Here is a 13,963-nt window from a genome sequence, read left to right on the forward strand (position 1 = left end):
TGCCGACATGATCAGGCGCAAGATGTTGGGGGCGGGCGCGAAGTGATGACTAGGTCAGCTAATGTGGCAAGAATAAGGCACTACGCGTCAGCCGATCTCGTCCACGAGTGGCGGTAAATCGCCAAGGTCGGGGATGCTCCGGTATCTTGGATTATCGGGTGGATCAGCCTTTTCGAGATCCCATTCAAGGTCATGCGGCACAAAAACGCCCCAGGCACCGGCCTCGACCGCCGGAACAATATCGGACCGCATTGAGTTGCCGACCATCATCGCAGCCGCAGCGCCGCCGGGATGCGCAGTGAAGATGGTTTGATATGTTGCAACGGATTTCTCCGACACAATGGCAACGTCATCGAACAGTTCTCCTAGACCCGATTGAGCAAGCTTGCGTTCCTGATGCAGCAGGTCGCCTTTGGTGATCAGCACTAGCCGATAGCTGTCAGCCAACGCGGTAACGGTAGCCTCTGCATGCGGCAAAAGCTCGATTGGGTGGGCGAGCATATCTTGTCCCGCATCAAGAATTTTGCGGATAACGTGTCCCGGAACTGCACCGTCCGTCACATCAATGGCTGTTTCGATCATCGACAGGACAAAGCCTTTCACGCCGAAACCATAATGGCCGATGTTGCGTTTCTCGGCTGCGATCAGCCGGTCATGGAGCAAGGATTTGTCAGTGTATTCAGAAAGAAGCTCTTCAAAACGGTCTTGGGTGAGTTTGAAAAACCGCTCATTGTGCCAAAGCGTATCGTCAGCATCGAACCCGATTGTTTGCAGCTTTCGCGTCATAGCGGGCTCGCGCCTCTTTTCTCGCAGTCAGGACAGGTTATATAGAGCCATCAAGGATATGGAACCCGAGGTACGTCCCCAAGCATGAGACATCTGTCGAACCACATGGCGTCATCCGACCCCAAGGCCGGACCTCCGTCAAACGAGGACAACGACACAGGCGTCGTTGTTGAAACGCGTGCCAAGACGAAACGTCCGCCGCTTTACAAGGTGATGCTGCTGAACGACGACTACACACCGATGGAATTCGTGGTGCATGTTCTCGAGCGGTTCTTTGGCATGACACATGCCCAAGCCTTTGAAATCATGCTGACCGTCCATAAGAAGGGCGTCGCAGTCGTAGGTGTGTTCAGTCACGAGATCGCGGAAACCAAGGTTGGCCAAGTGATGGACTTCGCCCGCCGGCATCAGCACCCGTTGCAATGCACCATGGAAAAGGAATAACCGGGGGCGCCCGGGGTCTTTCATGACGTTAGCCAGACTAGCCCACGCCCTCGAGACAGGTGCACTTGATTTATCTTATGATGCACGTGTCCTCCTGATCGAACCGAAGCCCGATGCTGATATTGGTGCACTGCCAACGCGCGATGTGACGATTCAGCAGAATTTCAAACCAACGTTTGACCTGTTTAAAGCGATGGGCGTGACTGTGAACACAGACGCAAAATCGCCTGCTGATGTGGTACATATCACTTTGCCACGCAGCCGCGAACTCGCCCGGGGTTTGATCGCGCAGGCCGAAATGACTGCACCCGGTGGTCGCATCATTGTCGACGGTGCCAAGACCGATGGTATCGACGCAATGCTCAAGTTTGTTAAAGCACGCGTCACGATTGAGGGGCAGCTTTCGAAAGCACACGGAAAGGTCTTCTGGTTCGACGCGGGCACGAGCTTTCAGGACTGCGCATTGCCTGATCCGGGACCAGCTGCAGATGGTTGGATCACCCAACCTGGCGTCTTTTCCGCTGACGGCCCGGATCCCGGTTCATTTGCGCTTGTCGACGCACTTCCCAAATCTATCAAAGGCCGCGTTGCCGATCTTGGCGGCGGTTGGGGATTCCTGACAAGGCATCTGCTCGACATTCCGGGCGTCATCCATATCGACATGGTCGAAGCCGACCATCGCGCTGTGGTGTGTGCTGAGCTGAACTTGAACGATGACCGTGTCGCCGTGCACTGGGCTGATGCCACCAAATGGGGCACGCCAGGTACTCTGGATTGGGTCGTGATGAATCCGCCCTTTCACACCAGCCGCACCCCGGATGCGTCTTTGGGTCAGGATTTTATTCGTTCTGCTGCGCGTTTGCTTAAACCCAAGGGGTCGCTGTTGATGGTGGCAAACCGCCATCTGCCTTATGAAACGACGCTGGCGTCAAGTTTTGTTCAGGTACAGGAACTGGATGGCGACAACCGTTTCAAGATCCTGCAAGCTGACCAGCCACGGGCGCCCGGAAAACCGGCGCGCGCAAAACGGCGCTGAAGGAGAAACACCATGTCATTCTCGATCGAAGGCAAGACGGCCATCGTCACGGGTGCCGCCAACGGCGTTGGATTGGCGATTGCGCGGCACTTTGTCGATCAGGGTGCCAATGTCATGTTCGCGGACATGGACGAAGCCCGCCTTGCCCATGAGTGCGGCGAGATCCCCGAAGAAGATGGAAATATCCGATACTTCGCCGGCGACTTGCGAGAGCGGCTCACTCTGGCAAACCTGCTGTCGGCAACGATTGATGCTTTTGACCGCATAGACATTCTGGTCAACGGAAGCCGTCAAGTTCTGCCCTCCGACCCGCTCGATCTGGATGATACGACGCTCGAAGCGCTTGTCTTGCAAAACGTCACCAATACGTTTCGTCTGTCGCAAATGGTCGCCAAGCGCATGATTAAACAGTCCGCCGACAAAACCGAAGGTCAGGCGGGTGCGATTGTGAACCTTTCGTCGATTGCGGCACGCCGGACGCAACCAGAACTGCTGGGTTTTTCGGTGTCGATGGCGGCATTGGATCAGCTGACACGGTCTTTGGCGGTATCTTTGGCCGAACACCGTATCCGTGTGAATTCTGTGGCGTTGGGATCAGTCATGTCGGCCAGCCTAAAACAGGCTTTGAAAGATCATGATGGTTACCGCGAAGAGATCGAAGAAAACACACCGCTCTCGCGTATCGCCAGCCCGGCAGAGCTTGCGCAGGCCGTGCAATTTCTTTCGTCTGAAGGGGCAGGGTTTATCACTGGTCAAATCATGACAATCGACGGTGGCCGCACCTTGCTTGATCCGGCTAACGCACCTGCGCACTGATCCTCGTTCTATGTACCAGCAAGCCGTTGGGGTGACTTGTGATTTCCGCCGCGCATTGTAGTGTCCTGTCACAAAGATAGGACAGTGATATGACGGATAATTTTGACACCGAAAAAGCGCGCGCCTCTGCATGGTTTCGTGAACTGCGGGACCAAATTGTGGCCTCGTTTGAGGGGCTGGAAGACAGCCACGACACTGGCCCATTGAGGGATGCAGCTCCCGGACGCTTTGAGGTGACCGAAACCAAACGCACCTCGGACGATGGGTCCGATGCTGGCGGCGGCCTGATGAGCGTGATGCGCGGTGGTCGAGTGTTCGAAAAGATCGGTGTCAATGTCTCGACCGTATACGGGACTTTGGGTGAGCGCGCGCAAAACGCGATGGCTGCGCGCAAGGGCATTCCCGGTATGAAAGATGATCCGCGTTTTTGGGCCTCGGGCATCAGCCTTGTTGCGCATATGCAAAACCCGCATTGCCCCGCCGTGCACATGAACACTCGCATGTTTTGGACACCTCACGCGTGGTGGTTCGGCGGTGGCTCTGACCTGAACCCTTGCATCGAATATGGCGAAGATACGCAGCATTTCCACAATACCCAGAAACAGCACCTCGACCCGCACGGCGCAGCGCATTATCCGCGTCTTAAGGAATGGGCTGACGAATACTTCTACATCCCGCACCGCAATCGTGCACGCGGCGTCGGGGGTATTTTTATGGACGACCACAACACTGGCAATTGGGAAACTGATTTTGCCCTGACCCAAGATATCGGACGCGCGTTCCTGCCAGCCTTTGTGCCGCTAGTGGAAAAACGACGCGTTCGGGATTGGTCGGAAGCCGACAAAGAGGCGCAATTGGTGCATCGCGGACTCTATGCCGAATACAACCTCGTCTATGATCGAGGCACCAAGTTCGGCCTGGAAACCGGCCACGATGCCAATGCGGTTTTGATGAGCCTTCCACCTTTGGCCAAGTGGATTTGAACCCAGGATCAGGTACAAGTCCCGGCCCTAGGCATCCCGCCAAGTGCCGGGGGCAATTCCATCCAGTGACCATTCCCCAACCGACCACCTGACCAGCCGCAGGCAAGGCAACCCGACATGTGCCGTCATCCGGCGCACCTGTCGGTTGCGGCCTTCGGTGATGGTGATGCGCAGCCAGCCGTCCGGCACCGTCTTGCGATAACGCACAGGTGGGTCACGTGGCCAAAGATGCGGTGGGTCGATCTGATCCACTTGCGCAGGGCGCGTCGGTCCATCTTTGAGTGTCACTCCGGCGCGTAGCTGGTCGAGTAGTTCTTCTGTTGGCATGCCTTCGACCTGCGCAAGATACGTCTTGGGGGACCGGAATTTCGGATTGCTGATTTTGGCCTGTAATTTCCCGTTGTCGGTCAAAACCATCAGCCCTTCACTGTCCCGATCCAATCGCCCGGCTGGGTAAACAGCCGGCACTTTGACGAATTCCGACAGGGTCCGCCGCCCGGTTCCTTCGGTGCTTTTGTCAGTGAATTGCGACAGCACGTCGAAGGGTTTATTGAACAGGATGATGCGGGTCATTCTGGTTTCATCCGTTTGGTGGCGAAGAATTCGGTCAAAAGAGTTTCGGCCTCAGTTGCATTCACGCCGTCATAGATCTCGGGTGTGTGATGACATTGCGGATGCGAAAATACCCGTGCCCCATGTGCGACACCGCCGGATTTCGCGTCTCCCGCTGCATAATATAGCCGCCGAATACGTGCGTTGGCGATGGCCCCGGCACACATCGGGCATGGCTCCAACGTCACATACAGGTCATGTTCGCCAAGCCGTTCAACCCCCAAGATCGCACAGGCATCACGAATTGCCAGCATTTCCGCATGCGCCGTTGGGTCATTCAACTCGCGGGTGCGGTTCCCTGCAGACGACACAATTGTACCATCAGGCGCTACGACAACCGCGCCGACGGGGACTTCGCCGCGGGCTGCTGCGTTGCGGGCCTCGTCAAGGGCCAGTGACATATTTGAACGGAACACCATATGCCCGTCATAGACCGCGCAATCACCTTTCCCAAGGGGCTGAATTGGACTAAGCCGCTTGGCATGACACAGAACACGCCTCCTGGTGATCGCATCGCCAAAGTCATCGCCCGCGCGGGTCTTGCCAGCCGCCGCGAGGCCGAACAGATGATTCAGCAGGGCCGCGTTTCGGTGAATGGTAAGGTGATCAACAGCCCGGCTTTGAATGTCACACCAGAAGACAAGGTGGTTGTGAACGGCAAGGTTGTTGGCACACCGGATGAGGCACGCATCTGGCTTTATCACAAACCGGTCGGCCTGGTGACCACCACCAAGGACGAGCAGGGCCGCCCTACGATCTTCGACAAACTGCCGGAAGACCTGCCACGCGTAATGAGCGTTGGACGGCTCGACCTCAATTCCGAAGGTCTGCTGCTGCTCACCAATGACGGCGGAGTGAAACGCAAGCTCGAATTGCCGTCGACAGGCTGGCTTCGCAAATACCGCGTGCGCGTCAAAGGCCAGCCCAAGGACGAAAACCTCGAACCATTGCGCAAGGGTTTGGTCATTGACGGTGAGAGGTTTCAGCCAATGATGGTCACGCTGGATCGTCAGCAAGGCGCGAATGCGTGGCTGACAGTTGGTTTGCGCGAAGGCAAGAATCGAGAGATTCGTCGCGCGATGACAGACCTTGGATTGACAGTGAATCGGTTGATCCGGGTGTCCTATGGACCCTTCCAATTGGGGCAGTTGAAATCAGGTGCGGTTGAAGAACTGCGCCGTAAGGTTATTCGTGATCAGTTGGGTCTTGAGTCTGCCCCCGAGGTAAAATCTGCCAAGCCTCAGAAACCAAAGGGAAATACAGTTCGGCGCAAGCCGCGTCCAAATCGGGCTGGAAAGACTCCCTGATCTTTCCCTTTTAACGCCCATTTTCCGCCCGTTTTTGCGTCGACCTTTGCAGGATGTTGATCACATTCATCACGTCTGCCGTGCTTGTGACCTCCGTGCTGCTTGTTTTGTCGAATCTCGGGACTGTTGCCGACGACACATCCAAGGCTTTGCGCGGTGCGGTACAGCGTATTCGCACAACCGGGGCGATGGCCTCTTGGGTGGCTTTCGGCGTTTTATGGCTGACCATCTTCACACTGGGGTTGCTGTAATGAGGTCCCGGTTGAAAAGCATGGTCGACTACCGCGATAGCGCCGCACTTGGCAAGGTCGCTCCGGTCGATGATGTCCCGGTCGGCTTCATGGTTCTTGCAACGTGTCCTTTAATTCTGTGGTTGCTGGACGGAACCGTTGCAGGTTTTGCTTCAGCGCTTTTGATCATCATGCTGTTTGGCATTGGCCTTCTGTGCCTGTCGGTCGGTCAAAGAACGCACATCGCCTATGATATGGCCGAAGTTGCGGAACGTCCCAAGATCCCTTTCAAACTGATTGGCAGTGCGATTGTTGCCTTGGTGGTGGGTCTGTTGGCGACAACAAAGATCGCGCTTCCAGCGATCCCGCTTTTGATCGGCTTGTCGACATTTATCCTTTGCTTGATTTCCTTTGGGCTTGATCCAATGCGCGACAAGGGCATGGACAACCCTACAATGCGCGTCCGAATGGTGAATCAGAACCTGCATCAAGAGTTTGATGACCGCTGTGAAGAACTGCTGCTGGCGCTTGGTCGTTTGGAAGATGATGATTTGTTCGAACGCACCCGCGCGTCGGTGAACACCGTATTGGGCCTGTTGGGCACCATTGATGACGCCTCCCCAAAACTGCAACGGATTGCACCTTCGGTCTCAAAACTGATCGACAAGATGCAATCCGAAGTGACAGCTCTGATTGAAACACCAAATGGCCGCGTGACTCCTTTTCAACGCCGCAAGTTTTTGGTCAAGATACAGACCCTCGTGGACACGTTCGAAACTCGCGCCCGGAATAGTGGTATTGGTGAAGGCCGTGACAATTTCGAACTCCAGACCGACCTGCTGTTCAATCGCATGAACCGCTATCACGCCGCCTGAGCGGATCTGCGCCGACTTCCCCCTAGTAAGCCCTAGGCACATCCCCTAAGTTTCCTTCAACACTTTGGAACAAGGGGGACTCATGTCCAGTGCAGGCCTGAGAAAAGTAAGCTATGCATTGCTTCTGGTCGTGCTGTTTGGCGTGTCCACCGGCTGGCTTGGTGGGCTTTAAAGATGTCCCAACGGTTCGGCGGAAAATACAGCCCTGATGGGGCAAGCTCTCAAAATGCAGACAAAAGTACGTCTAAAGGGTTCAAGGGCGCAAAGGTGGATCCCGCCGGTGCGAGGTCAAATGTTCTGTTTGTTCCACCGGTTGTTTTGGCGTTCACTTCAATCAACGAAGGCGCCATCGGCCTGGGCATAGGCCTTATCGGGGCCGCGACGCTGCTTTTGGGCGCTTGGCTGTTGCGCAGTGGCCTGACCGCTGAGGCGGCGTACAACGCACGCAAAGTCGCGCGCCGTCCGGCATTTCCCAGAAAAACCGTTGCTGCGGTCATCGCTGGGGCTGGCGTTGCCATCGCGGCCTTTGCCAATGAGCCTGGTTTGATTGCACCAGTGATTTACGGACTGGCAGCCACAGCGCTACACATCGGCGCTTTCGGTCTCGATCCAATGCGCAACAAGGGAATGGAAGGTGTCGATACGTTCCAGCAAGATCGTGTCGCCCGCGCCGTGGACGAGGCCGAAGCGCATTTGGCCACAATGCGCGATGCCATCCAAAGGTCGGGGGATCGTGGCATGATTGCGCGGGTCGAACAGTTTGAAGCAACTGCAAAAGACCTGTTTCGCACTGTTGAGGAAGATCCCAGAGACCTTACATCGGCCCGCAAGTACCTAAGCGTTTATCTGATGGGTGCCCGTGACGCGACGATCAAGTTCGCGGATGTCTTCGCGAGAACCCATGATCCAAAGGCTCGCGAGGATTATGCTGCTTTGCTGGATGACCTCGAAAAGAACTTTTCCGCACGCACCCGCAAAATGCTGCTGGATGACCGATCTGACCTGACCGTCGAAATCGATGTGTTGCGCGATCGGTTGCAGCGCGAGGGTGTCCGAATTGATCGCGAAATGAAATAGAGTAGAAATGAGTTGTAGAGGAAACCTCGATGTCTGAAACAATCCGCTCCAAAGCGCAGGACGCGCTCGCCCTAGTGGAAGAAGTGAATGCAGTTGTGCTGCCTGAACCCAAGGATGCGAACGCCATCGTGCCTTTGGCGCAGGCCGACCCTGCCGCAAGCGAAGAAATCCGGTCGCGTATGGCCGAAATCGACATGGCCGACACCCAGTCCATCGTGTCGTTCGGCTCGGCTGCGCAGGCGGAATTGCAGGAAATATCGCAATCCATGCTGGCGGACGTCCGCAATAAAGACGTGGGCCCGGCAGGCGACAGTCTTCGTGGAATCGTCAGCACCATCCGGGGATTCTCGGTATCCGAGCTCGATGTACGCCGCGAACGGTCGTGGTGGGAAAAACTGCTGGGCCGCGCCGCGCCCTTCGCCAAATTCACGGCGAAATTCGAAAAGGTGCAGGGCCAGATCGACAGGATCACCGACGATCTTCTCAAGCATGAACACACGCTGCTCAAGGACATCAAGTCGCTTGATCTGCTCTATGATAAAACCCTGCAATTCTATGATGAATTGGCGCTTTATATCGCTGCGGGTGGGGAAAAACTCGAAGAGTTGGACAACAACGACATTCCTTCCAAAGAGGCCGAAGTACAGGCTGCGGCGGAAAATGATCAGGTGATGAAAGCGCAGGAATTGCGCGATCTGCGGGCTGCGCGTGACGATCTGGAGCGCCGGGTGCACGACCTCAAATTGACCCGTCAGGTGACGATGCAATCGCTGCCGTCAATTCGGCTGGTTCAGGAAAACGACAAGTCGCTCGTCACAAAAATCAACTCGACTCTCGTCAACACCGTGCCACTCTGGGAAACCCAATTGGCGCAGGCGGTCACCATCCAGCGCTCTGCCGAAGCGGCGGCTGCGGTGCGGGATGCCAATGATCTGACCAACGAATTGCTTACCTCGAACGCCAAGAACCTGCGCGACAGCAACAAGCTGATCCGCGAAGAAATGGAACGCGGCGTGTTCGATATAGAAGCTGTCAAACAGGCCAATGCAGATCTCATCGGCACCATTCAGGAAAGCCTGCAAATCGCCGACGAAGGCAAGGCCAAGCGCGCTGCAGCCGAGGCGGAACTCAAAAAGATGGAAGCCGAACTGCGCGATACACTGGCGTCGGCCAAAGCCCGCAAAGACGGGATTGGCGACACCACTGCGACCTCGATGCCAGATCAATAATCACGGGATGCGGCGCTGGTCTCATATCCTGTGGTCCTGCGCCGCACTTGCGGCTCTTTCGGCATGCGATCCGTTCTTGGCAAGCAACATACCTGCAGATACCAAACCACAAGCACGACCAGATCGACCAGCCGCTGTTTCTACGCCTGTCGCACAACAGCCATCTGAACAAGCAATGGCTTTGCGTAGTTACTATGCGCGCGTTCAGGAAGATCTGTTGGCCCAAGGTCTATTGCGGGTTGATGGTGGCGGTGTCGATACGCCTTTCACTGATCGGATGCTGGCGCGCAATTTTGAACGCATTGCTTTGGCGGAAGAATACACGCGTGGCGCTGGGCTTCAGCCATCCAGCGGCGCGCTGGGTGAAATCAAGAAATGGCTCGTGCCGGTGCGCGTCGACGTTACGTTTGGTGACAGCCTGTCTGCCGAAGATCAGGCGCAGGATCGCCAGACCCTTGGCGCATATACACGCCGGTTGTCGCGCGTGTCCGGCCATCCCATTTCGCTCGTGTCCTCGCAGGCCAACTTCCATGTGCTGGTTATGGGCGAAGACGACAAAGCCCAACTTCGCGCCACGCTGGACCGGATCGTACCAGGGATGGAGGCGTCCAGTCGGGCGATTTTCCTCAACCTGCCTAGGTCCATTCACTGCCTTGTCGTCGCTTTTGCCGATACCAATTCAGGCAGCGCCTACCGGCAGGCCGTCGCATTGGTGCGCACTGAACACCCCGATTTAACTCGTCGTGCATGTTATCACGAAGAACTGGCCCAAGGGTTGGGTCTTGCCAATGATGACCAAAACGCCCGTCCGTCCATCTTCAATGACGACGAAGAATTCGCGCTGCTGACCACGCATGACGAACTGCTACTGAAAATTCTATATGACCCCAGCCTCACCCCCGGCATGACTGCCGATCAGGCCCGACCCATTGTGCGGACGCTAGCCCTTGAAGTGACGGGCGGCGGACCAAGCTGACTTAACGGAGACCCCCAATGCCCATTTTCGATTTCCTGAGTGGCCAATTCATTGACGTCATCCATTGGACGGATGACACGCGCGATACGATGGTTTGGCGGTTTGAACGCGAAGGCCATGAGATCAAGTATGGGGCCAAGCTGACCGTCCGCGAAGGACAGGCTGCGGTTTTTGTTCACGAGGGCCAGTTGGCGGATGTGTTTACGCCGGGGCTTTACATGCTCGAAACCAACAACATGCCGATCATGACCAGTCTTCAACACTGGGATCACGGTTTTAAGTCGCCTTTCAAATCCGAAGTCTATTACGTTAACACCACCCGGTTTCAGGATCTGAAATGGGGCACCAAAAACCCAATCATCTGTCGTGATCCCGAATTTGGTCCCGTCCGTCTACGGGCCTTCGGGACCTATTCCGTGCGTGTCACCGATCCTGCCAAGTTCCTTGTGGAAATCGTCGGCACTGATGGCGAATTCACGATGGACGAGATCAGCTACCAAATCCGTAACATTATCGTGCAAGAGTTTTCTCGCACCGTTGCTCGCTCTGGTATTCCCGTGCTCGACATGGCGGCGAACACGCGCGAGCTTGGTAAACTGCTTGGCAAAGAAATCGCACCGACACTTGCGGAATACGGCCTCGAACTACCCGAGCTGTATATTGAAAACGTGTCTCTTCCGCCTGCGGTCGAAGCTGTTCTGGACAAGCGCTCGTCGATGGGCGTGATCGGAAACCTCAACGAATACATGCAGTTTCAGGCAGCCGAGGCGCTGGGCAAAGATGGTGGCGGGGCCGCTGCCATTCAGGCTGGGCTTGGCGCCGGCTTGGGGATGCAGATCGGCCATCAAGCTGCATCCCAAACAGGCCCGTGGGGCGCGTCCCCGCAACAACATGGCACGGCTTCGGCGCGCAAATCGCCCCCACCCCCGCCGCCAGTTGAACATGTCTGGCACGTGGCCGAAAACGGTAAGACCACTGGGCCTTTTTCCAAAGCGGCGCTAGGCCGAATGGCAACCGAAGGTGCATTGACGCGGGAAAGCTATGTCTGGACGGCAGGGCAAGACGGTTGGAAAAAGGCCGAAGAGGTGATGGAGCTGGCGCAACTGTTCACCGTCCTGCCACCGCCGCCCCCGGGCGCGTAATCACATGTGCATTGCGCCCTTGGTAGTCCTGTCCAGACGCTGTGTTGCCCGTTCAGTCACGTGGGCGCAAGGCAAGCAGAGCAGGATCACGTCACATGGTGGCCGTCCTGCTCTATGATGTCTTGGGGTAACGTTTTATTGGTTCGCCGCAAATTTCCACTTAGAGACTGCACTTTTCAACGCATTGGAAGCGTCGGCAAGTTCTGTATCCAGCATTGTAATGGCGGCGTCTTTCTTGCCTTGATGGACAAGCTGCGCCGTCCGGCCAGCCGTTTGATGAAAGGCCGCATGCAACGCGATGGTGTCCTGGGCTTCGGGCATGGATTTCGTGTCGGCAGGCAAGCTCTCGAGCCAGCGGCCAAACTCGCAGTTGCGGTGATCCCCGGCCGTCGCAGACATGTCGTTGCCACCCGGCGTTTGTGCCGCCATCCGAAGGCGGAGTTTCCACGCCCCGTGTGCCCCGATGGCATTATTGAGCTGGGTGTTCAGTTCTGTGCTGGTCATTTCAAGTCCTTTTCATATGTCATTGTCCCTATGAACGGCCTTCCCCAGTGCGGATTTAGACAAATCGGCGACAAAGCATGATCGACACCCAGCATCACTTTCCCTGTGACCAATGTGGCGCAGATTTCCGGTTTGATCCGGATCAGGGACTGTTGTTGTGCGACCACTGCGGCAACACCAGTGAGATTTCGGGCTCAGGGCCTTGGGCTGGTGGCGGCATTCGCGAGATCGACTTTAAGACCGCGATTGCCGATCGATTGCCATCGCAAGAGATGGAAGAGACACGGGTCACGAAGTGTCCCAACTGCGCCGCCCAGGTCGAATTCGATCCGGGGGTTCATGCAGAGGAGTGTCCTTTTTGTGCGACTCCGGTGGTCGCTGACACAGGTAGCAACCGGCATATCAAGCCCAAGGGGCTTTTGCCGTTTGCATTGGATGAAAAATCGGCACGGCACGCGATGAACGATTGGCTTGGTGGCCTTTGGTTCGCGCCAAACGGACTGCAGGAATATGCCCGCAAAGGCCGCAAGATGACCGGAATTTACGTCCCGTATTGGACGTTTGATGCGGATACGCAGTCAGCGTATCGCGGCCAGCGTGGGACGGTTTACTATGAAACCCGCCGCATTGTGCGTAATGGAAAATCCGAGACCGTGCGTGTCGCCAAAGTGCGTTGGAGCCCCGCGTCAGGCAGGGTCGCACGCTATTTTGACGACGTTTTGGTCTTGGCGTCACGGTCGCTGCCCAAGAAATACACCGACGCGCTCGAGCCATGGGATTTATCCGCGCTGGAACCCTATCATCCTGAATTTCTTGCTGGTTTCCGCGCCGAGGCGTATGGCGTTGAGCTTCAGGATGGATATTCCGAAGCTAGGAATTTTATGGACCGCGTCATTCTGCGAGATGTGAAGTTCGACATCGGCGGGGATCGACAACAGGTTCACAACATTGACACGCGTGTATCGGACGTAACGTTCAAGCACATCCTGTTGCCTGTCTGGCTTGCCGCTTACAAATACCGCGGCAAAAGCTATCGCTTTGTCGTCAATGGGCGCACAGGGGCAGTGCAGGGTGAACGCCCTTGGTCAGGTTGGAAAATCGCTTTCGCGGTGATGGCCGGGCTGATCGTTGCAGCAGGTGTAGGATACGTTGTCGCGATGAACCAGTGATCGTCAGACCAGCATCCCACCGTCCGTATCGTCGCCTGCTTCTTCCAAAAGCACGCTCATATCCGGCACTGTGATGTGGCGCTTGCCTTCCAGCGTGATAATCCCGTCCTTTTTCAAAGCGGACACCTGTCGCGACACGGTCTCAAGTGTAAGCCCGAGATAATCTGCCATCGCTTCGCGAGTGAGGGGCAGATCAAACGTGACCGGTCCATCGAGCCCGCCAAGGTTCAACGTCGCATCGCGCCGGGCAATGATCGACAAAAGCGATGCGATCTTTTCCCGAGCTGTTTTGCGACCCAGAACCAGCATCCATTCGCGGGCAGCATCCAGTTCGTCCAACGTCATCTGCAACAGACGCTGCGCGATATGCGGCGTACGCTCCATCAGGTCTTCGAAGGGTGTTTTGCGGAAACAACACATGACCATGTCGGTCGTCGCAACCACGTCATAGGCCGCTGTCGGCCGACCAGGGCGTCCAACAAAATCACTGGGTAGCAAAAGACCGACCATCTGCGTGCGGCCGTCTTCCATGGTTTGCGTAAGGGTGGCGATACCGGACACAACCGAGCCGACAAAATCCATCCGGTCTCCCGACCAGATCACTGTCTGACCAGCTTCGAAGCGGCGGTAATACTTGATGTCTTCAAGCCTGTCCAATTCATCGGATTCGCACCGCGCGCACACGGCTCTGTGGCGGATCGGGCAGTCATTGCAGTCTTGTGTGACGGAGAGGCTGTCTTCTTTCAACATGGTTCCGGTCTTGATCTGTATCAATGC

17 protein-coding genes are annotated in these 13,963 nt (G+C 56.3%); 12 read left to right on the forward strand and 5 right to left on the reverse strand.

The features are described 5' to 3' along the window. Positions 1-87: 87 nt before the first annotated feature. On the reverse strand, positions 88-786 hold the full coding sequence (locus ACTG4M_RS01090; protein WP_439121784.1) for an HAD family hydrolase: 699 nt from the start codon (positions 784-786) through the stop codon (positions 88-90). A 105-nt stretch (positions 787-891) separates the two neighbouring features. Between ACTG4M_RS01090 and clpS the strand changes: the two genes are divergently transcribed. The 4 genes from clpS (at position 892) to hemF (ending at position 4,065) form a co-directional block, all read left to right on the forward strand. Continuing rightward, on the forward strand, positions 892-1,230 hold the full coding sequence (gene clpS / locus ACTG4M_RS01095) for an ATP-dependent Clp protease adapter ClpS (RefSeq protein ID WP_439121893.1): 339 nt from the start codon (positions 892-894) through the stop codon (positions 1,228-1,230). A 22-nt stretch (positions 1,231-1,252) separates the two neighbouring features. Further along, positions 1,253-2,266, forward strand: a complete 1,014-nt coding sequence (locus ACTG4M_RS01100; RefSeq protein WP_439121785.1) for a class I SAM-dependent methyltransferase — start codon at positions 1,253-1,255, stop codon at positions 2,264-2,266. Positions 2,267-2,278: 12 nt separating this feature from the next. Next, a complete protein-coding gene (locus tag ACTG4M_RS01105) occupies positions 2,279-3,082 on the forward strand; it encodes an SDR family NAD(P)-dependent oxidoreductase (RefSeq protein WP_439121786.1) in 804 nt (267 codons plus the stop codon). Between the two features lie 89 nt (positions 3,083-3,171). Then, a complete protein-coding gene (gene hemF, locus ACTG4M_RS01110) occupies positions 3,172-4,065 on the forward strand; it encodes an oxygen-dependent coproporphyrinogen oxidase (RefSeq protein ID WP_439121787.1) in 894 nt (297 codons plus the stop codon). 27 nt (positions 4,066-4,092) lie between these two features. Here the strand turns inward: hemF and ACTG4M_RS01115 are convergent, their stop codons facing one another. Together ACTG4M_RS01115 and ACTG4M_RS01120 are read right to left on the reverse strand one after the other, a co-directional pair. Continuing rightward, positions 4,093-4,638, reverse strand: a complete 546-nt coding sequence (locus tag ACTG4M_RS01115) for a pseudouridine synthase (protein WP_439121788.1) — start codon at positions 4,636-4,638, stop codon at positions 4,093-4,095. Then, positions 4,635-5,096, reverse strand: coding sequence for a nucleoside deaminase (locus ACTG4M_RS01120; protein WP_439121789.1), 462 nt, complete (start codon positions 5,094-5,096; stop codon positions 4,635-4,637). Before ACTG4M_RS01120 ends, ACTG4M_RS01115 begins: the two co-directional genes overlap by 4 nt. On the opposite strand from ACTG4M_RS01120, the gene ACTG4M_RS01125 reads away from it, so the two are divergent. The 7 genes from ACTG4M_RS01125 to ACTG4M_RS01155 all read left to right on the forward strand — a co-directional run bounded on the left by ACTG4M_RS01125 (position 5,097) and on the right by ACTG4M_RS01155 (position 11,513). Further along, on the forward strand, positions 5,097-5,984 hold the full coding sequence (locus ACTG4M_RS01125; RefSeq protein WP_439121790.1) for a pseudouridine synthase: 888 nt from the start codon (positions 5,097-5,099) through the stop codon (positions 5,982-5,984). Between the two features lie 53 nt (positions 5,985-6,037). Then, a complete protein-coding gene (locus ACTG4M_RS01130; RefSeq protein ID WP_439121791.1) occupies positions 6,038-6,235 on the forward strand; it encodes a hypothetical protein in 198 nt (65 codons plus the stop codon). After that, positions 6,235-7,089: a hypothetical protein gene (locus ACTG4M_RS01135; RefSeq protein ID WP_439121792.1), complete on the forward strand. Its 855-nt coding sequence runs from the start codon at positions 6,235-6,237 to the stop codon at positions 7,087-7,089. The genes ACTG4M_RS01130 and ACTG4M_RS01135 overlap by 1 nt, the downstream gene beginning before the upstream one ends. A gap of 174 nt (positions 7,090-7,263) precedes the next feature. Continuing rightward, the gene (locus ACTG4M_RS01140; protein WP_439121793.1) at positions 7,264-8,166 is read left to right on the forward strand and encodes a 5-bromo-4-chloroindolyl phosphate hydrolysis family protein; all 903 of its coding nucleotides are present in this window, start codon (positions 7,264-7,266) and stop codon (positions 8,164-8,166) included. A 29-nt stretch (positions 8,167-8,195) separates the two neighbouring features. Beyond that, entirely contained in the window at positions 8,196-9,395 is a 1,200-nt protein-coding gene (locus ACTG4M_RS01145) for a toxic anion resistance protein (RefSeq protein WP_439121794.1), read from the forward strand. 7 nt (positions 9,396-9,402) lie between these two features. Beyond that, entirely contained in the window at positions 9,403-10,371 is a 969-nt protein-coding gene (locus ACTG4M_RS01150; protein ID WP_439121795.1) for a DUF2927 domain-containing protein, read from the forward strand. 17 nt (positions 10,372-10,388) lie between these two features. Beyond that, positions 10,389-11,513, forward strand: coding sequence for an SPFH domain-containing protein (locus tag ACTG4M_RS01155; RefSeq protein WP_439121796.1), 1,125 nt, complete (start codon positions 10,389-10,391; stop codon positions 11,511-11,513). Between the two features lie 135 nt (positions 11,514-11,648). Here the strand turns inward: ACTG4M_RS01155 and ACTG4M_RS01160 are convergent, their stop codons facing one another. After that, a complete protein-coding gene (locus ACTG4M_RS01160; RefSeq protein ID WP_439121797.1) occupies positions 11,649-12,017 on the reverse strand; it encodes a CZB domain-containing protein in 369 nt (122 codons plus the stop codon). Positions 12,018-12,094: 77 nt separating this feature from the next. On the opposite strand from ACTG4M_RS01160, the gene ACTG4M_RS01165 reads away from it, so the two are divergent. After that, on the forward strand, positions 12,095-13,186 hold the full coding sequence (locus ACTG4M_RS01165) for a primosomal protein N' (replication factor Y) - superfamily II helicase (protein ID WP_439121798.1): 1,092 nt from the start codon (positions 12,095-12,097) through the stop codon (positions 13,184-13,186). A gap of 3 nt (positions 13,187-13,189) precedes the next feature. Here the strand turns inward: ACTG4M_RS01165 and fnrL are convergent, their stop codons facing one another. Next, positions 13,190-13,936: a transcriptional regulator FnrL gene (gene fnrL, locus ACTG4M_RS01170; protein WP_439121799.1), complete on the reverse strand. Its 747-nt coding sequence runs from the start codon at positions 13,934-13,936 to the stop codon at positions 13,190-13,192. Positions 13,937-13,963: the final 27 nt, after the last annotated feature.

The sequence above is a fragment of the Marivita sp. genome (assembly GCF_965656765.1).
GTDB lineage: Bacteria > Pseudomonadota > Alphaproteobacteria > Rhodobacterales > Rhodobacteraceae > Marivita.

Coding starts and splice junctions, on each gene's coding strand:
- ACTG4M_RS01100 (WP_439121785.1), top strand. CDS start 1,253: ATGACGTTAGCCAGACTAGCCCACGCCCTCGAGACAGGTGCACTTGAT.
- ACTG4M_RS01165 (WP_439121798.1), top strand. CDS start 12,095: ATGATCGACACCCAGCATCACTTTCCCTGTGACCAATGTGGCGCAGAT.
- ACTG4M_RS01090 (WP_439121784.1), bottom strand. CDS start 786: ATGACGCGAAAGCTGCAAACAATCGGGTTCGATGCTGACGATACGCTT.
- ACTG4M_RS01145 (WP_439121794.1), top strand. CDS start 8,196: ATGTCTGAAACAATCCGCTCCAAAGCGCAGGACGCGCTCGCCCTAGTG.
- hemF (WP_439121787.1), top strand. CDS start 3,172: ATGACGGATAATTTTGACACCGAAAAAGCGCGCGCCTCTGCATGGTTT.
- clpS (WP_439121893.1), top strand. CDS start 892: ATGGCGTCATCCGACCCCAAGGCCGGACCTCCGTCAAACGAGGACAAC.
- ACTG4M_RS01125 (WP_439121790.1), top strand. CDS start 5,097: ATGCCCGTCATAGACCGCGCAATCACCTTTCCCAAGGGGCTGAATTGG.
- ACTG4M_RS01140 (WP_439121793.1), top strand. CDS start 7,264: ATGTCCCAACGGTTCGGCGGAAAATACAGCCCTGATGGGGCAAGCTCT.
- fnrL (WP_439121799.1), bottom strand. CDS start 13,936: ATGTTGAAAGAAGACAGCCTCTCCGTCACACAAGACTGCAATGACTGC.
- ACTG4M_RS01105 (WP_439121786.1), top strand. CDS start 2,279: ATGTCATTCTCGATCGAAGGCAAGACGGCCATCGTCACGGGTGCCGCC.
- ACTG4M_RS01115 (WP_439121788.1), bottom strand. CDS start 4,638: ATGACCCGCATCATCCTGTTCAATAAACCCTTCGACGTGCTGTCGCAA.
- ACTG4M_RS01155 (WP_439121796.1), top strand. CDS start 10,389: ATGCCCATTTTCGATTTCCTGAGTGGCCAATTCATTGACGTCATCCAT.
- ACTG4M_RS01130 (WP_439121791.1), top strand. CDS start 6,038: ATGTTGATCACATTCATCACGTCTGCCGTGCTTGTGACCTCCGTGCTG.
- ACTG4M_RS01135 (WP_439121792.1), top strand. CDS start 6,235: ATGAGGTCCCGGTTGAAAAGCATGGTCGACTACCGCGATAGCGCCGCA.
- ACTG4M_RS01150 (WP_439121795.1), top strand. CDS start 9,403: ATGCGGCGCTGGTCTCATATCCTGTGGTCCTGCGCCGCACTTGCGGCT.
- ACTG4M_RS01160 (WP_439121797.1), bottom strand. CDS start 12,017: ATGACCAGCACAGAACTGAACACCCAGCTCAATAATGCCATCGGGGCA.
- ACTG4M_RS01120 (WP_439121789.1), bottom strand. CDS start 5,096: ATGGTGTTCCGTTCAAATATGTCACTGGCCCTTGACGAGGCCCGCAAC.